The following is a 20,628-nucleotide window of genomic DNA, read 5'->3' on the forward strand; positions in this document are numbered from 1 at the left end:
GAGATCAGGTGTCGTTGGTGGCGCCACTCCTCACCAACAACACCTGATCGCTCTGCTCCGGGCGTTTCACTCGCGTCCGCGCCGCGACCTCATCCGGGCACCGAATCGTCCAGCTCGACGATCTGCATGAGGTTCCGGGCGATGTGAAACGGGTCTTTGACCGGCAGGGCTACTACCTCGTCGAGTGGTAGACCGGCCCGGTCCCGGATCTGGATCCACTCCTCCCCGTCGGCGCCAGCCGGGAACGTCGACAAGGTGTACGCCCAGATCCGGTCCGCCCACGAGGCGGCTTCGGCATCGCCGTAGCGCCGGGCCGCCAGGGCGGTGGTGTAGGCCGCCTCGGTGTGTACCCACCACAACTTGGTGCTCCACGTCCGGCGGACCAACGTCTCGTACGGCGTGTCTCCGCCCCACCCGCGTGGTTCGACCGGTCCGGATCGATCGGCGTACCGAACCAGCCCACCATAGTCGGGGTCCCAGGCCGCGGCGGCCAGGGCTCCCACACTGGCCAGCAAGGCGGGAACCGGCGCCCGGTCGTCGAGGAGCTCACAGGTCTCGAGCGCCACCCAGACACCTTCCAGGGCGTGGCCGGGTACTCGGTGTCGAGCGAGGAGTGAGCCGTCGTCGTTGGTGTCGGGGATCATTTCGCGGAAGGTGCCGTCCGGCTGTCGGTGGTCGAGCATGGTGTCGCGGGCCTGTCGGAGCCGGTCCATCTCACCCGGATCGGCCACGCCGAGGGCCTGCTTGGCGCGCACCCATTCCAGGAGTGTGTTGAGGAGGATCATCCGCGGCCCGAAGGCGGTGAAACCCGCTGGCACAGCGTACGGCGGGGTCGCCGCGGTGCCTGCGGCGATGCTCTCGGCGGCGGTCGACAGTACGGGCTCGACCGGATCCAACCAGTCGGGCGTTCCGGTCCGACGGGCCAACTCGGCCAGGCCCATGACCACGAAACAGTCGGCGTAGACGCTGTGGTCCTCGCCCGACGGCCCGGCCGTTGGTGAACCTTTCCGGTCGAGGACGAAATGGCAACGTCCGTCCGGCCGGATGGCGTGGTCGAGGAGGAACTCGGCACCGCGAACGGCGTACCGCGTCAACTCGGCCGCGTCCAGCTCGAGCCGGCCGGCCGCGGCCAGCCGCGCCGCCCGGGCGAGAAGCCAGACGAATCTGCCTTGTGACCAGGTGAACTTGTCGGTGGAAACCAACGTACGGCCGCGGTTGTCGAAGCAGGTCAGGAAGCCGCCCGCGGTGTGGTCGACGCCGTGCTGGAGCCAGAACGGGAGGACGACGCCTTCCAGCTGAGCACGAGCGGTGGCGTACACGTTCCCTCCCAGGGATGCAACCGGTTGCGAACAGCGATCGTCCCATCGTTGACCGGGCCAATGCAACCGGTTACAGTGTGATTGCAACCGCTTGCAATCTAGAGAGGTCCGTGCATGACCACACATCCCGAGTCAGTCGAGGGCGTATCGCTGCGGATCGGCCAGGACGCCACGGATACCGGCCAGGCCGCCGCATACGACGCGTCCAAAGCCATCAGGGCGGCCATCGATCACCGAGGCAACGCGCGCGTGATCTTCGCCTCGGCGCCGTCGCAGGAGAGCATGCTCGCCGCGCTGGTGGCCGATCCCGATATCGACTGGTCCCGAGTGCATGCCTTTCATATGGACGAGTACATCGGCCTATCAGCGGCCGACCCGCGCGGATTCGGGCAGTGGATCCAAACCCGCCTACCCGCGGCCACACTCGCCAGCCTGGAACGGATCCGACCCGACGCCGCGGGCACAGCCGAGGCACGTCGCTACGCCGCACTGCTTCAATCCGGCCCGATCGACCTGACCTGCATGGGTATTGGTGTCAACGGGCACATCGCGTTCAACGAACCCGGCGACACCCGATTCGACGATCCAGATCACGTCCGGGTCATCACTCTCGATCCGGTCTCCCGCCAGCAGCAGGTCGACGACGGACTGTTCGAGCGGCTCGACGACGTACCTACCACCGCGGTGACCCTCACGGTGCCGGCCCTCCTCGCCGCCTCCTGCGTCGTGGTGACCGTGCTTGGCAAGGCGAAGGCGCCGGCCGTCGCCACCGCCCTAACCGGACCCATCGATCCGGCCTGCCCGGCCAGCGCCATCCGAACCCATACCGACGCCACCATCCACGTAGACACTCAAGCCGCCGCCGAGCTACCTCGACCGGAAACTATTTAGCCACGTCCTTAATTTGAATTCAGGACGTCTTAAAATAGTATTCGGTCATGCCGGTCTAGTGGGTCATCGATCCTCGATGGCCCGTCCACCCGGCACAGCAGCAGGCAACCGCCCCTGGGCAGACGGAAGGTGCACGGTGCGAACAGTCGAAGAGCTCGAGGAACGCCTCTCCCGACCACGACCAGCCCTCGTCGACGAGCTGCGTAAGCTCGACGGCGACATCGTGGTGCTCGGCGCAGCCGGCAAGATGGGGCCGACACTGGTCCGGCTGGCCACCCGGGCCATCGCCGAGGCAGGTACCGGTGCCCGGGTCATCGCCGTCTCGCGCTTCTCTCAACCTGGTTCGGCTGAAGCGATGCGGGCCACCGGCGCCGAGGTGCACCCGGCCGATCTCACCGACGACGCCGCGATCAGCGCCCTACCGGACGCCGCCAACGTCGTGTTCCTCGTGGGTGCCAAATTCGGCAGTGCCGGAAACGAAGCGGCTACCTGGGCCACGAACACGTTCCTGCCCGGCCGCGTCGCTCAGCGCTACGCCGGCGCCCGCATGGTCGCGCTCTCCACCGGCAACGTCTACCCATTAACCCCCACCGGCAGCGGCGGGCCCACCGAGGAACACCCCGTCGGACCGGTGGGTGAATACGCGATGTCCTGTCTGGGCCGCGAACGTATCCTCAGCCACTTCGCGCAGGCCAACAACAGTCCGACCGCACTCATCCGGCTGAACTACGCGGTCGAGCCGCGGTACGGCGTGCTCGTCGACATCGGGCTAGCCGTCCGCTCCGGCCAGCCGGTCGATGTGACCACCGGGTACGTCAACGTCGTGTGGCAGGGCTACGCGAACGAGGTCATCCTGCGCAGCCTACTGCGGGCTGACGTCCCGCCCGTCGTCCTCAACCTCACGGGTCCGGAGACCATCTCGGTTCGTCAGGTGGCCCGGCGGTTCGCACACGAGTTCGGCGCCGACGCCGAGTTCACCGGCACCGAAGCCGACACCGCTCTATTGTCCAACGCCAGCCGCTGCCACGGCCTCTTCGGCTACCCGGACGTGCCGCTCGAAGAGCTCGTCGAGCTCACCGCGGAGTGGCTAACGAACGATCTCCCACTACTAGGCAAACCCACCAAATTCGACGTCAGGGATGGCAAGTTCTGATGGCCGGCACCACACTCACCTCGACGATCGGACCGGACTCCATGGACGCATTCCGCTCCGGGACGGTGATCCCGGCCCATCCCCTGGCCCTAGATGCCTCCCGCCGCCTCGACGAGCGCCGCCAGCGTGCGCTCACCCGTTACTACCTGGAGTCCGGCGCTGGTGGTGTAGCCGTAGCAGTCCACACCACCCAGTTCGCCATCCACGAACCCGACCGCGGCCTCCTCCAACCGGTGTTGGAGCTGGCATCGACGACGGCGGCCGAGTACGCCGAGAACGCACCGATCCTGGTCGCGGGCGTCAGCGGCTCGACAGCCCAAGCGGTCGCCGAGGCCGAACTCGCCGCGTCCCTCGGCTACCACCTCATCCTGCTCGCGCCGTATGGGGCTACCGAGCTCAGCGACGAAGAACTGCTCGAGCGGGCCCGGGCGGTCGGTGAAGTACTGCCCGTCATCGGCTTCTATCTCCAACCGGCGGTCGGAGGCAGAGTCCTGCCCCGGCCGTTCTGGCGACAGCTGGCCGACATCCCCAGCGTGGTGGGCATCAAGGTAGCCCCGTTCGATCGCTACGCCACCCTGGACGTCGTGCTCGGCGTGGCCGACTCCGACCGCGGCGCCGACGTCACCTTCTACACCGGCAACGACGACCACATCGTTGGGGACCTACTGGCGCGATACCCGACGGGCACCGAATTCGTCGGTGGGCTCCTGGGCCAGTGGGCGGTCTGGGCACACACCGCGGTTCAGCTGCTCGAGCGGACCCGCCGGGCCAAAGAGGGCGACGACGCGGCCCTACGCGAAGTCGCTGCTATAGACATCGAACTGACCGACGCGAACGCCGCCATCTTCGACGTCCGGAATAATTTCCACGGTTGCATCCCCGGCATCCATGAGGTGCTTCGCAGGCAAGGACTGCTGGATGGCATCTGGTGCCTCGACGAGAAGGAGGTGCTCGGACCCGGCCAGCTTGCCGAGATCGACCGGATCTGGGCCGCATACCCACACCTGCGCGACGACCACTTCGTCGCCAGCCATCTCGACCGCTGGCTGCGCTGACCCGACCTACGCTCCCCATCGGCCGCTATCCGGGCCGAGCGGGGGCGGGCCGGCAGAGAGGAGAACGACCATGGAGATCGAGGGTCGGCTCGCGGATGGCACGATGGCCCGCGTCCGCCTCGCCGGTGAGCTGATCACCGCCGTGACACCGGCGCCGGGCACCAGCACCGGGTCTGCTTCCGGCACCGGTCCGGACGGACCTCCGTGGCTGCTACCCGGCCTGATCGATCTCCAGGTCAACGGGTACCGCGGGATCGACGTCAATGCCGTCGACGCCGATCCCGACACCGTCCACGCACTCGTGAGAGCCCAGTGGGAGCAGGGTGTCACTACAATGCTGCCGACCGTCATCACCGCACCCGCGGCACGGATGCTCGCCGCCGTCCGGGCCATCGCCGCGGCTCGCGCGGGCGACCCCCACACTCGGCACAGCGTCCCCGGCATCCATCTCGAAGGGCCGTACCTGTCCGCCGACGACGGTCCGCGCGGGGCACACGACCATGCCCACATCCGCCCGCCCGACATCGACGAACTCGGCCGCTGGCGCGACGCCGCCGGCGACGCCCTGCTGCTGGTCACCCTCGCCCCCGAGACACCCGGCGCCATCAACTTCATCCGTGCCGCTACCACGATGGGTGTGGTGGTCGCTATCGGGCACACCGCGGCCAGCCCCGACCAGATACACGCGGCGGCCGCTGCCGGTGCGCGGCTGAGCACCCACCTCGGCAACGGGGCGCATCCGGTACTGCCACGGCACCCCAACTACATTTGGGCGCAGCTGGCGGACACCCGGTTGGCCGCCAGCTTCGTCGCCGACGGTCACCATCTGCCGGTCGACACCTTCCTCGCCATGCTCCGGGCCAAAGGAGCAGCGTCGTCGGTTCTGGTCAGCGACTCGGTTACCCTCGCCGGCTATCCAGCCGGCGAGTACTCCACCCCGGTCGGGAGCAGCGTGACCCTGCACCCGGACGGACGTCTGACTCTGACCGGGTCGCCCCTGCTGGCCGGCTCAACTGCGTCGCAGGCGGACTGCCTAGCCTGGGCGGTTGGCGCCGCCGGGCTGGACGTCGCCACCGCCGCCACACTGGTATCGGGCAACCCGGCCCGGCTCATCGGGCTCCCCCAGCGCGGCACCCTCGAACCCGGCCGCACCGCCGACCTCGTCCTGCTCTCCGCCGACCTGCGGCACGTCCTCGCCACCGTCGTGCGCGGCGAGCTGGTATATGAGGCGGCGACCAACACCCAGGCACCCGTCCCACCACCATCCACCGGAGGGAACCACACATGACAACCGATCGCATCCGCGTCGGCATCATCGGGCTCGGCCGCAGCGGCTGGAACATCCATGCCGCCGGTCTCGCCGAACTCGACCGTTTCGCGGTGGTCGCCGCGGCCGATCCGGTCGCGGAGCGGCGAGCCGAAGCCGAGGAACGGTTCGGCTGCACCACCTACACCAAGCCGGACGAGCTGATCGGCGCGGCCGACGTCGAGCTGGTGGTGGTCGCCACCCCATCCCACACCCACGTCCCGCTGGCGATCGCCGCCCTCGAGGCCGGCAAACACGTCGTCGTCGAGAAACCTCTCGCCCAGAGCGCCGCCGAGGTTGACCTCATGGTCGCCGCCGCCGACAAGGCTGGCCGAGTACTCACCTGCTTTCACAACCGCCGGTTCGATCCGGAACTGATCGCGATCCGGGAGGCCATCGACTCCGGCCGGCTCGGCGAGCTGTTCCTCATCCGGCGGACCCTGCACCGGTTCGCCCGTCGGGCCGACTGGCAGACTCTGCGCAAACTCGGCGGCGGCGAACTCCCCAACACCGCCTCGCATCTGCTCGACCAGGTCCTCACCTTGATGGACGACCACCCGATCGAACTCTTCGCCGACCTGCGCCGCACCGTGTCGGCCGGCGACGCGGAGGACCATGTCCACCTCGTCCTGAAACCCTCGACGGGTCCCACCGTCGAGGTCGAGTCGACGTCAGCGGTGGCGATCGCCCAACCCGACTGGCTCATCGCCGGCACCACGGGAACGCTGGTCAGCCAGGCCAACCAGCTGACCCTGCGGTGGTTCGACCCAGCCACGCTGCCAGCGCTGGAGGCCGACGATGGGATAGCCGCCGGCCGCAAGTACGGCACCGGCGAGCAGATCGACTGGCAGGAGGAGACCATCGAACTCGCGGCACCTGGCCCCGAACGGACCCTGCGCTACTACGAGCGGCTCGCGGCCACCTTGCGCGACGGTGCGGACCTGTACGTCACCCCCGCCAGTGTGCGTCGCCAGATCGAACTGATGGAACGCGCTCGGACACAGGCCGGGTTCCACTGATCACGGCGGGCCCCGAACCCGTATGGTATGCGGACAAGGCGTGATGCCATGGCAGGTAGGTCAGGGGCTGGGAGGTCGAGGGTGCAACGGGTCACCATCTACTCCGTCGCCCAGGCATGCGGTGTTTCTTCGTCGACGGTGTCCCGCGCCTTCACCCGGCCCGATCTCGTCAACGACGAGGTCCGCCAGCGGGTCCTCGACACCGCCGCCCAGATGGGGTACCGCCCGAACCGGTCGGCCCGCGCCACCGCCACCGGTCGCACGGGCATGGTCGGCCTGGTGGTACCGGACATCACCAACCCGTTCCTGCCGCCGCTGGTCCGGGCCGTCCAGCGGGCCGCCGGCCTCGCCGAATGGTCGGTCCTGCTGGTCGACGCCGAAGGCAACGCCGCCGCTGAAGCCCGGCTGATCAACCAGCTTCAAGGACAGGTGGACGGGCTCATCCTCGCCTCGCCACGGGCCCGTCCAGACGCGCTTCGAGAGGCCATCCGCGACCTTCCGGCAGTGCTGATCAACCGTGAGGTGTCCGGCCTGCCGTCCGTCGTCTGTGATACCGCGCAGGCGTTGTCCAAGATCGGCGACCAACTGCTTCAACTGGGCCATCGTGAGGTCGCGTTACTAGGTGGCCCGGTGGACTCGTGGGCGGCCGGCCAACGCGCCGCCGCGGTTCGGAACTGGGCGGTTGGCGCCGGAGTTGTCCTCGACGAACTCGGGCCGTTCGACGCCTCGTTCGAGGGTGGTCGGGATGCCGCCGACCACATGCTGCGCACCGGCGCTACGGCGGCTTTCGCCTTCGACGACGTCATGGCCTGTGGCGTGCTCGCCGAGTTGGCTGCCCGCGATGTCGCGGTGCCGGGTCAACGCAGCGTCGTCGGCTGCGACGACGTCCTGATGGCCCGGATGGTCACCCCGAGCCTGAGCACCGTCACCGCACCCACCGACCAACTCGGTGGGGTAGCCGTAGACCTCCTCCACCGCGCCATCGACACCCCGTCCGCACGGGCTGAGGCGCGCACCCTGCCGGGTCGGCCGGTCCTGCGCGGATCAACCGGTCCGGCGCCGTCCCGGTAACCAGCTCCGGTCGTCATCACCATTCCCAGCGGGCACGGTGGTCTTCCCGGTGCGGGTGCTGATGACGACGGGTCAGTGCGGCATCGGAAGATCGAGCACCACCCGGGTGCCGCCGCTGGCCCGACGCCCGACGTCGATGGTGCCGCCCAGCTCACCGATGATCAACGTGCGCACGATCTGCAGGCCCAGATTGCCCGAGACCTCGGGGTCGAAGTCGTCCGGAAGGCCGGTGCCGTCGTCGTCGATGACGATCCGCAGCCGGCCGGCCTGGCGGCTCGCTTCCAGATGCACCGTACCGGGCCGGCTGCCCAACCCGTGTTCCACGGCATTCTGCAGGATCTCGGTGAGGGCCATCGCGAGCGGCGTGGCCACATTCGCCGACAACACCCCGAACGAGCCCGTCCGATAACCACGCACTTGCTGGTCCGTGGACGCCACCTCGGCCACCATGGCCAGCAGCCGGTCCGCCACGCCGTCGAAGTCGACGGTGTCGTCCACGGTCTGGGCCAGGGTCTCGTGCACAACCGCGATGGCGCCGACCCGCCGCACCGCCTCTTCGAGCGCGAACCTGCCTTCGGGCACCCGGATCCGGCGCGCCTGTAGCCGCAGCAACGCGGCCACCGTCTGCAAGTTGTTCTTCACCCGGTGGTGGATCTCCCGAATGGTGGCGTCCTTGGTGAGCAACTCACGTTCGCGGCGACGCACCTCCGTGACATCCCGGCACAACACCAGTGCTCCCGAGTAGTGGCCACCCGGGTCCAACGGGATGGTCCGGATGGTCACGACCGTGCCGTTGCCCTCGATCTCGGTGCGCACGTGTTGACGGCCAGCCACCTGGATCTCGAGAGGTTCGTCGACGGCTCCTTCCCTGGGGGCGAGATCGGCCGTGGCCCGGCCAAAATGTTGCCCCACCAGGTCAGCCGACAGGCCGAGCCGCCGGTAGGCCGACATCGCGTTCGGGCTGGCGTAGCGCACCACGCCGTCGGCGTCGAGCCGGATCAGCCCGTCGCCCACCCGGGGAGCACCTCTCCGGCCCATGTCGGTCCGGCGGGCGTGCGGGAAGCGGCCGTCGACGATCAGCCTGGCCAGTTCGCCGGCGCACTCGAGGTAGGCCAATTCCAGCCGGCTCGGCGTACGCACCGATACGAGGTTGGTATGGCGGGCGATCACCGCGATGAATCGCGCTCCTCGGCGCACCGGGATGGCCTCGACCCGCACGGGGACGTCGTCCCACCATTCGGGGTCTCCTTCGCGTTTGATCGCGCCTTTGGCGTACGCGGCGTCGACCAGCGGGCGTCGCCCCTCAGCGAGAAACGCCCCCACGAGATCCTCGACATAAGCCGTCGGCCCGGTGGTGGGGCGCATCTGGGCCGCGGCCCAGAAACCGGCGCCCTCGCGATCCGGCACCCAGAGCACGAGGTCGGCGAACGACAGGTCCGCCATCAGCTGCCAGTCCGCGACCAAGCCGTGCAGCCAGTCGAGTTCGTCCTCGGTCAGGTCGGTTCGGCGACGGACCACATCGTTCAACGACGGCACTCAAAGAGATTACCGCGACGTTTGCTGACTCCCTTTCGATTTGATCACCTCCCTCGTCAAGCGGCGGGGGGATCTGTCAGGATTCTATCTGTGCAGAGGTCGTCGTACTGGGAGCGTGTCGTCGCCGACGGCTACCGCGTACCCCAGGGCGAGGCACTCGACGAGCTCACCACCGAACTGGTGACCATGCTCGGCGAACCCGACCCACACGTCCGGGACGGCATCGCGTTCTCGGTGCTCCAGACGTGGATCTCCGAAGGTGTCTATGACCACCTGTTGTCCGGCCTCGGGGATGGCCTCGCCTACGGGCTGCGGCAAGGGCTGGGCGAACACGGGACCAGCTCTGCCCTGCGGCGCTCGTACTCCGCGCTCGCCCTGGCAGTGGTCATTGCCCGCGACAATCTCATCCACTCGCTGCCACCTACGGTGGTGCTCACCTGGGCCGACTACGCGGTGGCGTGGCTGCTCGCCGAACAGGACCTGCGCGGCTGGGTACCGAATCTGGGGTGGGTTCACGCCATCACCCACGGCGCCGACCTGCTCGGCACCTTGACGGCGTCCCGTCACCTGAACACCGACGAGCTCACCGTGCTGCTCGACGTCGTGGCCGAGCGTCTGCTCATCCCCACCGAGCAGCAGTTCGCCGGACATGAGGACGAGCGGCTGGCCTACGCCACGATGTCGCTGCTCCACCGGGATCTCGTCCCCACCGACACCCTCGAGGCGTGGCTGGAGCGGCTAGCACCAGCGGCCGCGGGTGCCGGATCTCTCACTACCCCCGAGCCGGCCAACCGGGTGAACACCGCGAGATACCTGAGGGCGCTGCATCTGCAACTGCTCCTGGGAGTCCACGGGACACCCAGCCAAGACGTCTCGGGATCGGTCCAAGCCGCCCCGAAGGTCCGTACCGACCTCCTGATCGCCCTGCAGAATGCGCTGCGTACGGGCTCGCCGTGGCTGTATCGGCAGACAACTTCACCCCCGCCGCCACCACCATCGCATCAGTCGTCGTCGCCACACCCCCGGTGATCGTCGCCACGCTTCAGCCTCACCCCCGGTGCTACGACGATCAATCATCGCGGTGGCGGAACGCCGCTCGGTAGCTCTGCGGAGTGGTGCCTAGCCGTCGGCTGAACTGGTGCCGCAACGCCGCCCCCGTGCCGAACCCGGTCGCCGACGCGATCGCGTCAACGGTCAAGTCGCCCTGTTCGAGCATCCGTTGCGCCGCGGCGACGCGGCGACCCAGCAGCCAGCCGTAGGGCGTCACTCCGGTCTCGGCACGGAAGCGACGGGCGAAGGTCCGTGGGGACATCGCTGCCCGGGCAGCCAACCGCTCGATCGTCAATTCCTCGTCGAGATGCGCCTCCATGTAGTCGAGGACGCTTGCCAGGGTGTCCGCCGCCGTCGCCCTGATCGGCGCCTGAATGAACTGCGCCTGGCCGCCGTCCCGGTGCGGCGGCACCACCATCCGACGGGCGATCTCCACCGCGACCTGCGCGCCGTGCTCTTGCCGCCAGAGATAAAGACACGCGTCGATGCCAGCGGCTGTCCCGGCGCTGGTGATCACCGGCCCGTCTTCGACGTACAGCACGTCGGGGTCGACCTTCGCGGCGGGATAGGCACGGGCCAGGTCATCGCTGTACATCCAATGGGTGGTGCAACGTCGCCCGTCGAGCAGACCAGCGGCCCCGAGCACGAACGCCCCGGTGCACACGGACAACACCCGCGCTCCGCGGTCGACGCTGGCCCGCAAGGCCGATAGGAGGGGTTCGGTGAACGGCTCCCGCCCCTCGATCACCTGCAGCCGGGGCATGGCGGGGATCCCAATGAGGTCGGCCTCGTCGAGCCGCTCCAGCCCGTTCTGAACAACGATGTCGAATCCGACGGAGGTGGTGACCGGCCCTGGCCGCGTCCCGCAGAGGGCGAACTCCATCGTCGGCATGCCTTGGTCCGACCGGTCGAGGCCAAAGGCCTCACAGAAGACGCCGAGCTCGAAGGGAGCGACACCCTCCACAGCTAGCACCGCGACATTTCGGATCATTCGACCATGATGCCCGAAGATTGGCAGAATGTCGATGGTAGATGGCATTCCTGCCACTACTGGCAGCAATCTTGCGGTGGGACAATTTCTGCCATGGGACCCGTCATTGCCATCGTCGCTCTCGTCACACTGATGACGTACCTGGTCGTGTTGCTCCTCGACGACGGCCGGCGGTCACGTGAACCCCAGCGGCGCGCCGAAGACTCCTGGTCACCCGACCTGCCCACCGAGCCCTACCGGGACCGCATCCGCCACTAACCCACCCCGCCGGGGTGTAGCCAGGTACCGCGCCGTCAGTCCAGGAGGACGAGAATGTCACCCTCCTGCACGACGTCACCGGCCGCGACCTTGACGTCGACGACGACTCCACCTGTTTCGGCCAAGACGGGGATCTCCATCTTCATCGACTCCAACACCAGCAGAGTGGCCCCCGCTTCGACCCGGTCCCCCAGGGATACGTCCACCGAATGGACATTGGCCACCATCTCGGCCGACACCTGCTCCACCACGTGCCCCACTCCTCTCAGTGGACCGGAGCCCGATCCGCATCCGGCAGCCTATACGCGCCCCTACTCCGGCCACGGCCGCAGCCCACAGCCACCGGCCATTTACCTGCGCCATCGATGGGCGTGGCTCCCACAAGATCACCCCGAACAAGGGTTCACTAGAGCTATTGTGGTGCTCGTTGTGCTAGCTCTGTCAGCCGGCCTCGCCGTCGGCTACGCGAAGCACGGCCGGTTGCGCCGGCTCGCCACGCCGCCACCGGTCCGCAACCGACTATTACTCACCGCACTAGGCCTGTACATCCTGGGCGTGTTCGCCAGCTGGGCCTGGGAGTCCGCACTCGGTGTCCTTTCCGCCCTGAGCTGGCTGGTCGTTGCGTTCTATGCCTGGATCAACCGCTGGATGCCTGGCGCCCGCCTCATCGCCTTCGGCCTGGCGGCCAACGCTCTGGTCCTGCTGTTCAACGGGTCTATTCCGGTATCACCCAACGCGGCCTCCCGGGCCGGAGCCGAGCCGTCGGCCGTCACATCGGCCGAACACACCGAACCCGTCGACGAGTCGACCCGACTATCGATACTGACCAAGAACATCCCCGTTGCCTTTCCCCCGAGGCCGGAGGTGGTCAGCCCCGGCGATATCGCCGTGGCGGCGGGGCTGGCCGTCGTCGTAGCCACCGGCATGACCGGTCACCGACCAACCTCCCCCACACCGCCCGCTCCCCGCCGTCGCAATCCTTACGCCGCTCAACTCGACGAGCGCCCGGAGGGTGAACACCCACCCGACGCCCACACCGACGCCGAGCCGCACCACGATCCCGCTCCCCGCCGGCCCGGCGCCGCCGCACCCGACCACGGCCGGCGACCATCACCTACCCGCACCGGCGAACCCGCACACCAGCACAGCCGTGCCACAATGAAGGGCCAGCGGCCGTCGGACACCACACCGATCCGCCGGCAACCAGTGCACAGCGACACCTAGGGAGCACAGATGGCCAAGCGAGCACGCAAGCGGCGGGGCCGCAAGAAGAAGTCCGCCAACCACGGCAAGCGTCCCAACGCTTAACAGTCCGCGGGGGCCGGCTCGGTGGCAGGCGCCTCGAGCCGGTTCGACGCCACCCGCCCATCACCCCGTGATCATGAACGTTTTGCCGTGCTATGGCACGGCAAAACGTTCATGATCACGGGGTGGCCGTCGGACAGCGCGGCGGTGGAGTTGTTCCGCGCGCAGGGTTTCAACGCGACCACCGTCGAGCAGATCGCCGAAGCAGCCGAAGTGGCCCCCAGCACCGTTTTCCGATACTTCCCCACCAAGGAAGACATCGTCGTCCCCGAAGACGACCTCGGCCCCTTTCTGGCCGCCTTTCAGGCTCAACCCCCGGAGCTGAGCCCGTTGGAGGCCATCCGGCGGGCGTTCCAGGCGACGTTGTCCCCCTCAGCGACCGCGAACTGGATGAACGACGCGATCGTGAACAGCGCGAGCTGCTGATCTTGTCCATTCTCGAGCTGTGGGCGGCCAACCTCGACAACATCACCAGCGGCCTGCTCCAACTTGCCGAAGCGGTCGACGAGCGGGGCGGGCGAGACGCCGCCGACCCACTTATGCGTAGCTTCGTTGGTGCGGTCAGTGGCGCCATAGTGCCGGCCTGGTTCGCGTGGGCACATGATTCCGACCTCGACCTCGCGGCTGGGATCGACGACGCACTGCGCCATCTCGAAGCCGGCCTACCCCTGTGATCACACCCTTGCGCCGGCCGCGTCAGCCATGCCCACGGTGGGCGTGTGCACAGATACGATCACCTCGGCCCCTACAGCGACTGGGCCACCGGCCGGTTCGCCGCGTCGCCCGAGGCAATGAGGTCATGGTCTCGTCAACGACGATGGCCCGCCGCTGGGCGACGCAGTAGCCATTGCCGGAACGTCCGCCGCGGATGGCTGGCTCGGATGGCACCTGAGCGCACCTTGCCCACGATGCGCAGGACGGGCGCACCCGGCTCGGCACGCTGTGTCACGCGGTTGACCAGGCTGCCGCTGCTACTGGAGGCGTTGTCCATATCCACACCCCAGCCGGGCGGCACCGTCATGACGATGGACCCAGCGTCCGCCATAGCCTGGATCGTGACCTCTTGATGTGAACAGACGGCCTGGGTGAAGTCGATCCTGATGGTGCCCGAGGTGCATTCCGCGACGATCAGGGCCGGCACCACCCAGTAGCCTTCCTTGCGCAGCGACCCGCTCTGTGTTTTCAGCGTCAGCGTTCCGGTATCGCGCACCGGCGGAGCCGGCAGATCTGACGTCACGACGTCCAACTCGGCCCGAGTCCGCGCGGCGTACGTAGCGGCCAGCCGTTCGTCCAGCTCAGTGAGGTCCAGGCGGCCGTCAGCCACCGCCGACTGAAGTTGCTCGGCCACGGCGTCCCGGTCGGCGTCGGCCGCCCGGACCGAGCGTTCTGGAACCGGATCGGGCGGATGCGTCATAGCGGCTCCATCTGCCAGTTGATCGATGTGTCATGAGCATAGAACGCCGGACACGGCGACCGCGACGCATGGTCCGGCCCCACGGGCCACGACCCCGCGTTCGCTCCCCTCCGCGGCACACGCGGAACCCGTTGCTCAGAGTCCACCCAACTGCACGCCGCGCCGACTGAGGCCTCGAACGGAGCGTCGCTCCTCAGCGGTAGTACCTCCCCACACGCCGTAACCTTGGCCGGTGTCGAAGGCATAGGCCAGGCATTCCGCGGTGACTCGGCAACTGGCACAGATCTCCTTGGCCGCCTCGATCTGCTCGACGGCGGGGCCGACCGTCCCGATGGGGAAGAATATCTCCGGGTCGGCTTTACGGCAGCTGGCCCAGCTCATCCACTCCGGCCGGCTGACGCCCGACAAGGGGGTCTCGGCGGTGACGGCTTGCTCGATCTGGATCACCCCTTCGACCATTTCGGCCCACTGACCGCCCGGAGCCGAGGCCGCAGCCCCAGCCGGGCTCAGGGAAAACTACTACATACCGTAACACTACATAACGTAGTAGCGCTACGTCCCCGCATCGCCCCGGAACGGCCTCTACACTCAGCACTCGTGGGTGAATCATGACGTGGCAACTGTTCGGCGAGGCGTTCGTCACGCTGTTCGTCATCATGGATCCGCCAGGCACCGTGCCGATCTTCCTCGCCCTCACGGGCACCCGCGCCGCAGCCGGACACCGGGCCCGCGCCGCTTTAGTCGCGGTGACCGTCGCTCTCGGGGTGATCGTCGCATTCGCCCTGTTCGGCCAGGCCATCCTCGACTACCTGGGAATCAGCCTCCCCGCCCTACAAACCGCTGGCGGGCTGCTCCTACTCCTGGTCGCACTCCAGCTGCTGACCGGCGCCCTCGACGACCCCGCTACCCCGACCTCAGGCAACGTCGCCATGGTTCCACTCGGGACACCGCTGCTGGCCGGCCCCGGCGCCATCGTCGCCACGATGGTCTTCGTCCAGCGGGCCGACGAGCGAGCCGACTACCTCGCCATCGCGGCGGCGATCGTCGCTGTCCACCTGCTCCTCTGGATCTTCATGCGGTTCAGCGTGGTGGTCCTGCGCGTTCTCAAAGAGTCCGGGATCTTGCTGGTCAGCCGGATCGCCGGTCTGCTGCTCGCGGCGATCGCCGTCCAACTGGTCGCCGACGCCGTCCGGGCATTCATCGACGGAGCCGGCTAATTCGGTCCGCGGCACCGAAGCCCTACACCAGGCAGTTCACCTCCGACGGCAAGTCGAACAGTAGGAACAACCGCGGATCTCCGAACGTCACGACGCAGCCCACACCCCCAGCACCGACTGTGAGCACCTGCAAGGCGACGGGACGGAAGGTGTCCGACCCGCCCTGCCGCAAATACACCCCAAACCCAGGCTGCCCATTGGCCTGGACCGGAATCAGCCGCAGGTCGCCCGGCCCAGCCGGACAGGCCGTGGCCACCAGGGTGCCGACGTCGGTGGGACCCCGGTACCACACCGGATCCGGCGGCATCTCCCAGACGACGTCGTCGGTGCACAAACTCACGAGGGCGGCGACATCACGCTGCTCCATCGCGTGCTGGTACCGCTCGAGGAGGCGACGTTGCTCGGCCGGCTCCGGCTCGGCTACCTCGTCCTCGACCAGCCCGGCCCTGCGCAACCGGGCCCGGGCCCGCTGGCGAATGCCGTCAACCGCCGTGGCGGTGCTGCCCAGCGCCTCGGCGGCCTCGGCCGATCGCCATTTCAGGACGTCGCAGAGGATGACGACGGCGCGGTGCCGCGGCGGCAAATGCTGCAGAGCGGCCACGAAAGCCAGCCGGACGCTGGACCGCGCGGCCACCACCTCCGCCGGATCGGCGGCAACGTCCCACACCATCCCCGTCGGTATCGGCTCGAGCCACGGAATGTCCAGCTGCTGCCGCCCCGCCGCGACAGGTTGGGTACTCGGTCCGCCCAGGTCGGACGGCAACGGCCGGCGCTGACGGCTCTCCAGAGCGTTCAGGCACACCCGCGTGGCGATCCGGTACAACCAAGTGCGCAGGCTCGAACGCTGCTCGAACGACCCGTAGGACCTCCAGGCACGCAGGAGTGTCTCCTGCACAGCATCCTCGGCGTCATGAACCGAACCGAGCATGCGGTAACAATGCGCCATCAGCTCCGGCCGCAGGGGTATAGCCAGTCGGGTGAACTCCGCGCCGATCTCCGGGCTGGTTTCTCCCACAGCGACGGCCGTACCGTCCCTGGTTGTCGCCATCTGGCCATCTCCGCTCATCATCACCGCTGCCCGCTGCCGGACAGCACGGTCTCCGCGCCGTCGCGGTCACGCGCCGCTGCCTCGCGCACACTTAGATAGACCGCGCCGGTCCGCGAAATTCAGCGGGCGGATGCGGATGACATCAGCTGAGCAAGAAAGCGGCGGCGACGATACCCGCTGCCATAGCCAGCCCGAGCACAGCGCCCGAGACGAACGGGAAACGTTCGGCCAGCGGGACGGCCCGGGGGAACCGTCGAGCGAGCCGGCGGGCCGTGACGGCGCCGTCCAGCTCCTCCGGCCGGACCTCCAGCCACCTGACCAGCCGGCGCATGTCATCAGGTGTCCAGTGTGGGCTCTTCAGCCGCGCGATAAGCCGTTCGCGTCGGTCGAGCACGATCAGGTTCCGGTTGGCCTGCGTGCCGGACGAGGCCGCGACCCGGATGCTCAGCACCGTGGCGATGTCGGAGCGGGCCCGGCTGCGTGGCCACCCGATCGGCCGCACGACCCGGATCTTCTCCGGCGTGACGACGATACGCTCCCGATGTAAGAACTGGGCCACTCCCGCCAACGTCAGCGCCACAACACTGGCAGCCATCACCCCGACCACGCCGTTGCGCACCACCACCAGCGATCCGAGCGCGCCGACCAGCACCGGGGTGCTCTTAACCAGCCTGCGATAACTCTGACCGGACGGGACCACCACCCGCTCCGACGGGCTGATCGCACGCGTGGCCATACGCTGATCCTAGCCGGCGTTTCCTGGCTAGCTGGTTGAGTAGGAAGCAAGGCGGCCGCAAACCGAGTGGTGGATCCCCGCTCGAAACTGGCGTTCGCCAAGTGATGGGCCACCACGGCTGGTGACCGGGTCGTGAAACTGGGCGCCAGCGCGCGTGTTCGACCTGTTCACGAGCCCGGCGAGCCAGCGCGAGTTCTACGGCGACGACGCGCCGGGCTGGGTCGTCGACTCGCGCTGCGAGCTGCGCGTCGGCGGCGTATGGGAGATCGCCTTCGGCCCCTCGCCGGACGAGCTCTACCGGCACCGGCACGTGTTCGAGGCGATTGAGCGCCCTCGCCGCCTGCTGCTGGCCACGACCGAGACCCGCCTCGACGGGTCGACGCTCGCGTTCAGCACCGAGTTCACGTTCGCGCCCCGAGACGGGGCGACCCTGATGACGATGGTTCAGTGGGGCTTCCCGTCCGACGAGTTGCGCGACGGGCACGGCCGCGGTCTGCCGCACGCGTTCGACCGGCTGGCACGGGCGTTGTAGGCCCGAGGAAGGAGGCCCCATGGCGAAGTCCATCCTGTACATGTCGATGTCGCTCGACGGGTTCATCACCGGCCCCGGCGACGGCCCGGACAACGGGCTCGGAACCGGCGGCAACCGGCTGCACGAGTGGCTCGGCGAGCCCGTCTCCAGGCTGCCACGCTTCGACCCGCCGGGGCTGAGTGGGCAGGTGTTCGCCGAGCTGATGACGACGGTTGCGGTCGTCGTCGGCCGCAAGACGTTCGACTACGCCGGGCACTGGAGCGGCGACCACCACGGCGTGCCGATCGTCGAGCCCACGCGCGTGCTCGACGCGCCTGGCGTCACACACGTGCGCTACCGGGTTGTGTCATGAGTGGCCGTCAGACTGGAGTCTCGATGTCCAAGGTGTGGTTCGTGACAGGAAGTTCGCACGGTCTGGGTCGCGCGCTCGTCGAGGTCGCGCTCGAAGCGGGTCATCGCGTAGCGGCGACGACGAGGCCTGGCGAGAAGTCAGTCTGAGCGTCGCCGACGGACGCCGCTGACCGCCGATGCGCCGAAGAACCGCTCCAGACCCCCACATGTTCGAAGGGGTCAGTGGTCGTAGGCGGGGGTGGAGCCGGAGTCCCAAAAGGAACCGGGAGTGGCTGGCGCAGCAGCCGACCCACCCCGCCAGGTCCGTGCGTTTGACGGTCGGTCGGGAGCGCCCACACTCCATAGGTGTGGAATCGATCAGCCAGACGCTGTCGGCCCACACGACGTCGGCCGGGTAGGAACGCCGATCGTGGACGCCCTCACCGCGTCACACGCGGACCTTCACCCCTTGGAATCGGTCATCTAGGTAATACACCGTCACAGCCCGAAACCCCTCACTGACCTGCGCGAACGCTACACCCTCCCGGGATAGCCAGGAAGGTCCCGCCAGTGTCCGTAGCACCAGTGTCGTGCGCGACACCACGGTGGTCCGGTCAGATACGAGGCAGCCCGCTGTCGGTGATGTCCTCGGTGACCTGTATCCGAACCTCGCGGATCTGCGCGAGAACCTTCATGCGCAGTGCATCGGGTGCATGCTCACACGCACAGGAACGGGCCAACACCTGCCGGACGGCACGTTCGAGATCGTACTTGGACAGGCAACTCCCACAGCCGTCCAGATGTGCTTCGATCTCGTCATACGTCAACGCGCGGCCGTCCAGCTCGTGGTCTAAGAACGCATAGACCCGGGCGAGAACCTCAGCGCAGTCGACATCGTCGTCGTTGCAGCTCATGACACTCGCGCACCCCCTGGTCCGCTATTTCCCGCCGGGACGAGCCCTCGCTCTCGAGCGTAATCTTCCAGCAGCTCGCGCAGCTGCCGCCGGCCACGGTGCAGTCTGGACATGACCGTGCCGATCGGCGTACCCATGATGTCGGCGATCTCTTTGTAGGGGAAACCTTCGACGTCGGCCAAGTAGACCGCGATCCGGAACTCCTCCGGGATCTGCTGAAGGGCATCCTTCACATCGGAGTCCGGCAAGTGAGACAGCGCCTCAGCCTCAGCCGAGATCAGCCCGCTGGAGGTGTGCGCCTCGGCCCGGGCCATCTGCCAGTCTTCGATCTCTTCCGTCGCACTCTGCTGCGGCTCACGCTGCTTCTTGCGATACGAGTTGATGAAGGTGTTCGTCAAGATCCGGTAAAGCCACGCCTTGAGGTTGGTTCCCTCTTTGAACTGGTGAAACGAAGCGTAGGCCTTGGTGAACGTCTCTTGCACGAGGTCTTCGGCGTCACTGGCATTGCGGGTCATCCGCAGTGCGGCTGAATAGAGCTGGTCAAGGAAGGGCAGCGCGTCGCGCTCGAATCGCTGCGCGCGCTGTTCGGCTGTCTCGGTCCCGGGCATCGCCTTCGATGGTATCGGCGTTCCGGCCTTCTTTGCTTTCCAGTCCTCCCACTGAGGTGTGGCGAAGACCGGTCGGGGTGCCTCGAGGCAGGCCATACCAGGTGCACTCACGACGTCAGACCCTCCCGGGATATCGTCGGTGACGTTGTTGCGTGACGCCGCTTGTGGACGGCGTCAGCATGGTTAACCCGCCGGTGGCGCCAGGAATTCCCGCACGGCTTCGACAACGGCATCGACGGCCGCTGCTTGGTCGAACGCCTTGGGTACGGCCATGCCGTGATCGGCGTTCTCGATCACCTTCAGCGTGTATTCGCCGGGTGGAAACTCGTCGGGCCGGCCGAACGTGTCGCGCGCCCCTTGCAGCACGAGGGTGGGCACTCCGGACTCGGCGAGTTCGGGCAGCCTGGACTTCTCCGGTTTGCCCGGCGGGTGCAAGGGGAAAGCCAAGGCCACGACCGCCGACGCCCCGACTGAACGGGCCGTGCGGCAGGCCACCCGGGCGCCGGAGCTACGCCCGCCGGTGACGACGGGGACCCCTTTCGGGACGGCGTCCACGATGGCGGCCCAGCCGCGGTCGAGCACCTGCGGCCGCGGCGGCAGCCGCTTACCCGCCACCCGGTAGGGCTGCTCAGCTCGGATGACACCGATACCGTCGGCCGGTAGCCGCCGCGCCAACGCGGCCAGGTCACGTGCTTGGACGCCGCCGCCAGCGCCGTGCCCGAGGACCAGCCACAGACGTGAGCTGGCGTCGCCGTCGATCCATAGTCGGGCCGGGCCTTCCGGCGTCGTCACCATCTGTTCGTCGGTCACCGGGTCATCTCACCATGTTCGACCGGCCCGATGCACTCGCCTCACCCATCCCCGCGTCCAGCCTT

At 68.0% G+C, this 20,628-nt stretch carries 26 protein-coding genes and 2 pseudogenes; 16 read left to right on the forward strand and 12 right to left on the reverse strand.

The genetic code is table 11. The annotated features are described in order from the left end of the window. Window positions 1–89: 89 nt before the first annotated feature. Window positions 90–1,319, reverse strand: coding sequence for an AGE family epimerase/isomerase (locus G8760_RS08325; protein WP_207782143.1), 1,230 nt, complete (start codon window positions 1,317–1,319; stop codon window positions 90–92). A 114-nt stretch (window positions 1,320–1,433) separates the two neighbouring features. Here G8760_RS08325 and G8760_RS08330 point away from each other — a divergent pair, with 114 nt between their 5' ends. From G8760_RS08330 to G8760_RS08355, 6 genes are all read left to right on the forward strand, one after another. Further along, window positions 1,434–2,210 (forward strand): 6-phosphogluconolactonase, encoded by a 777-nt coding sequence (locus tag G8760_RS08330; protein ID WP_166349608.1) that lies wholly within the window; start codon window positions 1,434–1,436, stop codon window positions 2,208–2,210. A 136-nt stretch (window positions 2,211–2,346) separates the two neighbouring features. Continuing rightward, window positions 2,347–3,363: an NAD-dependent epimerase/dehydratase family protein gene (locus tag G8760_RS08335; RefSeq protein WP_207782144.1), complete on the forward strand. Its 1,017-nt coding sequence runs from the start codon at window positions 2,347–2,349 to the stop codon at window positions 3,361–3,363. Further along, a complete protein-coding gene (locus G8760_RS08340; protein WP_207782145.1) occupies window positions 3,363–4,418 on the forward strand; it encodes a dihydrodipicolinate synthase family protein in 1,056 nt (351 codons plus the stop codon). Before G8760_RS08335 ends, G8760_RS08340 begins: the two co-directional genes overlap by 1 nt. Before the next feature lie 70 nt (window positions 4,419–4,488). Beyond that, on the forward strand, window positions 4,489–5,706 hold the full coding sequence (locus G8760_RS08345; protein ID WP_207782146.1) for an N-acetylglucosamine-6-phosphate deacetylase: 1,218 nt from the start codon (window positions 4,489–4,491) through the stop codon (window positions 5,704–5,706). Further along, window positions 5,703–6,743 carry a Gfo/Idh/MocA family protein gene (locus G8760_RS08350; RefSeq protein ID WP_166349614.1) on the forward strand — a complete coding sequence of 347 codons (1,041 nt, stop codon included), beginning with the start codon at window positions 5,703–5,705 and terminating at the stop codon, window positions 6,741–6,743. Before G8760_RS08345 ends, G8760_RS08350 begins: the two co-directional genes overlap by 4 nt. 81 nt (window positions 6,744–6,824) lie before the next feature. Beyond that, window positions 6,825–7,814, forward strand: coding sequence for a LacI family DNA-binding transcriptional regulator (locus G8760_RS08355; protein WP_166349617.1), 990 nt, complete (start codon window positions 6,825–6,827; stop codon window positions 7,812–7,814). A gap of 72 nt (window positions 7,815–7,886) precedes the next feature. Here G8760_RS08355 and G8760_RS08360 read toward each other — a convergent pair whose 3' ends face one another. After that, window positions 7,887–9,350 (reverse strand): sensor histidine kinase, encoded by a 1,464-nt coding sequence (locus G8760_RS08360; protein WP_166349619.1) that lies wholly within the window; start codon window positions 9,348–9,350, stop codon window positions 7,887–7,889. A gap of 90 nt (window positions 9,351–9,440) precedes the next feature. On the opposite strand from G8760_RS08360, the gene G8760_RS08365 reads away from it, so the two are divergent. Continuing rightward, window positions 9,441–10,379, forward strand: coding sequence for a DUF2785 domain-containing protein (locus G8760_RS08365; RefSeq protein ID WP_207782147.1), 939 nt, complete (start codon window positions 9,441–9,443; stop codon window positions 10,377–10,379). A gap of 40 nt (window positions 10,380–10,419) precedes the next feature. On the opposite strand, the gene G8760_RS08370 is transcribed toward G8760_RS08365, so the two are convergent. Beyond that, window positions 10,420–11,391: a GlxA family transcriptional regulator gene (locus G8760_RS08370; RefSeq protein WP_166349622.1), complete on the reverse strand. Its 972-nt coding sequence runs from the start codon at window positions 11,389–11,391 to the stop codon at window positions 10,420–10,422. Between the two features lie 93 nt (window positions 11,392–11,484). On the opposite strand from G8760_RS08370, the gene G8760_RS08375 reads away from it, so the two are divergent. Next, on the forward strand, window positions 11,485–11,649 hold the full coding sequence (locus G8760_RS08375) for a hypothetical protein (protein ID WP_166349625.1): 165 nt from the start codon (window positions 11,485–11,487) through the stop codon (window positions 11,647–11,649). Window positions 11,650–11,684: 35 nt separating this feature from the next. On the opposite strand, the gene G8760_RS08380 is transcribed toward G8760_RS08375, so the two are convergent. Further along, a complete protein-coding gene (locus G8760_RS08380; RefSeq protein WP_207782148.1) occupies window positions 11,685–11,900 on the reverse strand; it encodes a biotin/lipoyl-binding carrier protein in 216 nt (71 codons plus the stop codon). A gap of 178 nt (window positions 11,901–12,078) precedes the next feature. On the opposite strand from G8760_RS08380, the gene G8760_RS08385 reads away from it, so the two are divergent. Genes G8760_RS08385 through G8760_RS08395 form a run of 4 tightly spaced genes read left to right on the forward strand, consistent with a single transcriptional unit; the run spans window position 12,079 to window position 13,628 of the window. Further along, window positions 12,079–12,873 (forward strand): DUF5317 family protein, encoded by a 795-nt coding sequence (locus tag G8760_RS08385; protein WP_166349628.1) that lies wholly within the window; start codon window positions 12,079–12,081, stop codon window positions 12,871–12,873. Between the two features lie 9 nt (window positions 12,874–12,882). Continuing rightward, complete coding sequence (locus tag G8760_RS31080; RefSeq protein ID WP_425502297.1) at window positions 12,883–12,957, forward strand: 50S ribosomal protein bL37; 75 nt, start codon at window positions 12,883–12,885, stop codon at window positions 12,955–12,957. Window positions 12,958–12,978: 21 nt separating this feature from the next. Next, a complete protein-coding gene (locus G8760_RS29775; protein ID WP_207782149.1) occupies window positions 12,979–13,380 on the forward strand; it encodes a TetR/AcrR family transcriptional regulator in 402 nt (133 codons plus the stop codon). Between the two features lie 2 nt (window positions 13,381–13,382). After that, window positions 13,383–13,628 carry an acyl-CoA-like ligand-binding transcription factor gene (locus G8760_RS08395; RefSeq protein ID WP_166348224.1) on the forward strand — a complete coding sequence of 82 codons (246 nt, stop codon included), beginning with the start codon at window positions 13,383–13,385 and terminating at the stop codon, window positions 13,626–13,628. 134 nt (window positions 13,629–13,762) lie between these two features. Here the strand turns inward: G8760_RS08395 and G8760_RS08400 are convergent, their stop codons facing one another. Then, the gene (locus tag G8760_RS08400) at window positions 13,763–14,368 is read right to left on the reverse strand and encodes a DUF1707 SHOCT-like domain-containing protein (protein ID WP_166349631.1); all 606 of its coding nucleotides are present in this window, start codon (window positions 14,366–14,368) and stop codon (window positions 13,763–13,765) included. Between the two features lie 135 nt (window positions 14,369–14,503). Then, entirely contained in the window at window positions 14,504–14,815 is a 312-nt protein-coding gene (locus G8760_RS08405) for a WhiB family transcriptional regulator (protein WP_281355135.1), read from the reverse strand. Between the two features lie 161 nt (window positions 14,816–14,976). Here G8760_RS08405 and G8760_RS08410 point away from each other — a divergent pair, with 161 nt between their 5' ends. Beyond that, window positions 14,977–15,585, forward strand: coding sequence for a MarC family protein (locus tag G8760_RS08410; RefSeq protein ID WP_166349634.1), 609 nt, complete (start codon window positions 14,977–14,979; stop codon window positions 15,583–15,585). Between the two features lie 22 nt (window positions 15,586–15,607). On the opposite strand, the gene G8760_RS08415 is transcribed toward G8760_RS08410, so the two are convergent. Together G8760_RS08415 and G8760_RS08420 are read right to left on the reverse strand one after the other, a co-directional pair. Continuing rightward, window positions 15,608–16,633 carry a sigma-70 family RNA polymerase sigma factor gene (locus tag G8760_RS08415; RefSeq protein WP_166349637.1) on the reverse strand — a complete coding sequence of 342 codons (1,026 nt, stop codon included), beginning with the start codon at window positions 16,631–16,633 and terminating at the stop codon, window positions 15,608–15,610. A 142-nt stretch (window positions 16,634–16,775) separates the two neighbouring features. After that, window positions 16,776–17,369: a hypothetical protein gene (locus G8760_RS08420; protein WP_166349640.1), complete on the reverse strand. Its 594-nt coding sequence runs from the start codon at window positions 17,367–17,369 to the stop codon at window positions 16,776–16,778. A gap of 154 nt (window positions 17,370–17,523) precedes the next feature. Here G8760_RS08420 and G8760_RS08425 point away from each other — a divergent pair, with 154 nt between their 5' ends. From G8760_RS08425 to G8760_RS30775, 3 genes and pseudogenes are all read left to right on the forward strand, one after another. Beyond that, the gene (locus tag G8760_RS08425) at window positions 17,524–17,901 is read left to right on the forward strand and encodes an SRPBCC family protein (protein WP_166349643.1); all 378 of its coding nucleotides are present in this window, start codon (window positions 17,524–17,526) and stop codon (window positions 17,899–17,901) included. A gap of 19 nt (window positions 17,902–17,920) precedes the next feature. After that, window positions 17,921–18,253 (forward strand): dihydrofolate reductase family protein, encoded by a 333-nt coding sequence (locus G8760_RS08430; protein WP_207782150.1) that lies wholly within the window; start codon window positions 17,921–17,923, stop codon window positions 18,251–18,253. Between the two features lie 23 nt (window positions 18,254–18,276). Then, a pseudogene (locus G8760_RS30775) lies at window positions 18,277–18,378 on the forward strand (short-chain dehydrogenase/reductase); the annotation flags it as partial. A gap of 112 nt (window positions 18,379–18,490) precedes the next feature. On the opposite strand, the pseudogene G8760_RS30220 reads toward G8760_RS30775, so the two are convergent. The 4 genes and pseudogenes from G8760_RS30220 to G8760_RS08455 all read right to left on the reverse strand — a co-directional run. Beyond that, a pseudogene (locus G8760_RS30220) lies at window positions 18,491–18,634 on the reverse strand (IS982 family transposase); the annotation flags it as partial. Window positions 18,635–18,845: 211 nt separating this feature from the next. Next, on the reverse strand, window positions 18,846–19,145 hold the full coding sequence (gene rsrA, locus G8760_RS08445) for a mycothiol system anti-sigma-R factor (protein WP_166349646.1): 300 nt from the start codon (window positions 19,143–19,145) through the stop codon (window positions 18,846–18,848). After that, entirely contained in the window at window positions 19,142–19,753 is a 612-nt protein-coding gene (locus G8760_RS08450) for a sigma-70 family RNA polymerase sigma factor (protein ID WP_166349649.1), read from the reverse strand. Before G8760_RS08450 ends, rsrA begins: the two co-directional genes overlap by 4 nt. Window positions 19,754–19,936: 183 nt before the next feature. Next, window positions 19,937–20,548 carry an alpha/beta hydrolase family protein gene (locus G8760_RS08455; RefSeq protein WP_343074382.1) on the reverse strand — a complete coding sequence of 204 codons (612 nt, stop codon included), beginning with the start codon at window positions 20,546–20,548 and terminating at the stop codon, window positions 19,937–19,939. Window positions 20,549–20,628: the final 80 nt, after the last annotated feature.

The sequence above is a fragment of the Phytoactinopolyspora limicola genome (genome assembly GCF_011320225.1).
Lineage (GTDB): Bacteria > Actinomycetota > Actinomycetes > Jiangellales > Jiangellaceae > Phytoactinopolyspora > Phytoactinopolyspora limicola.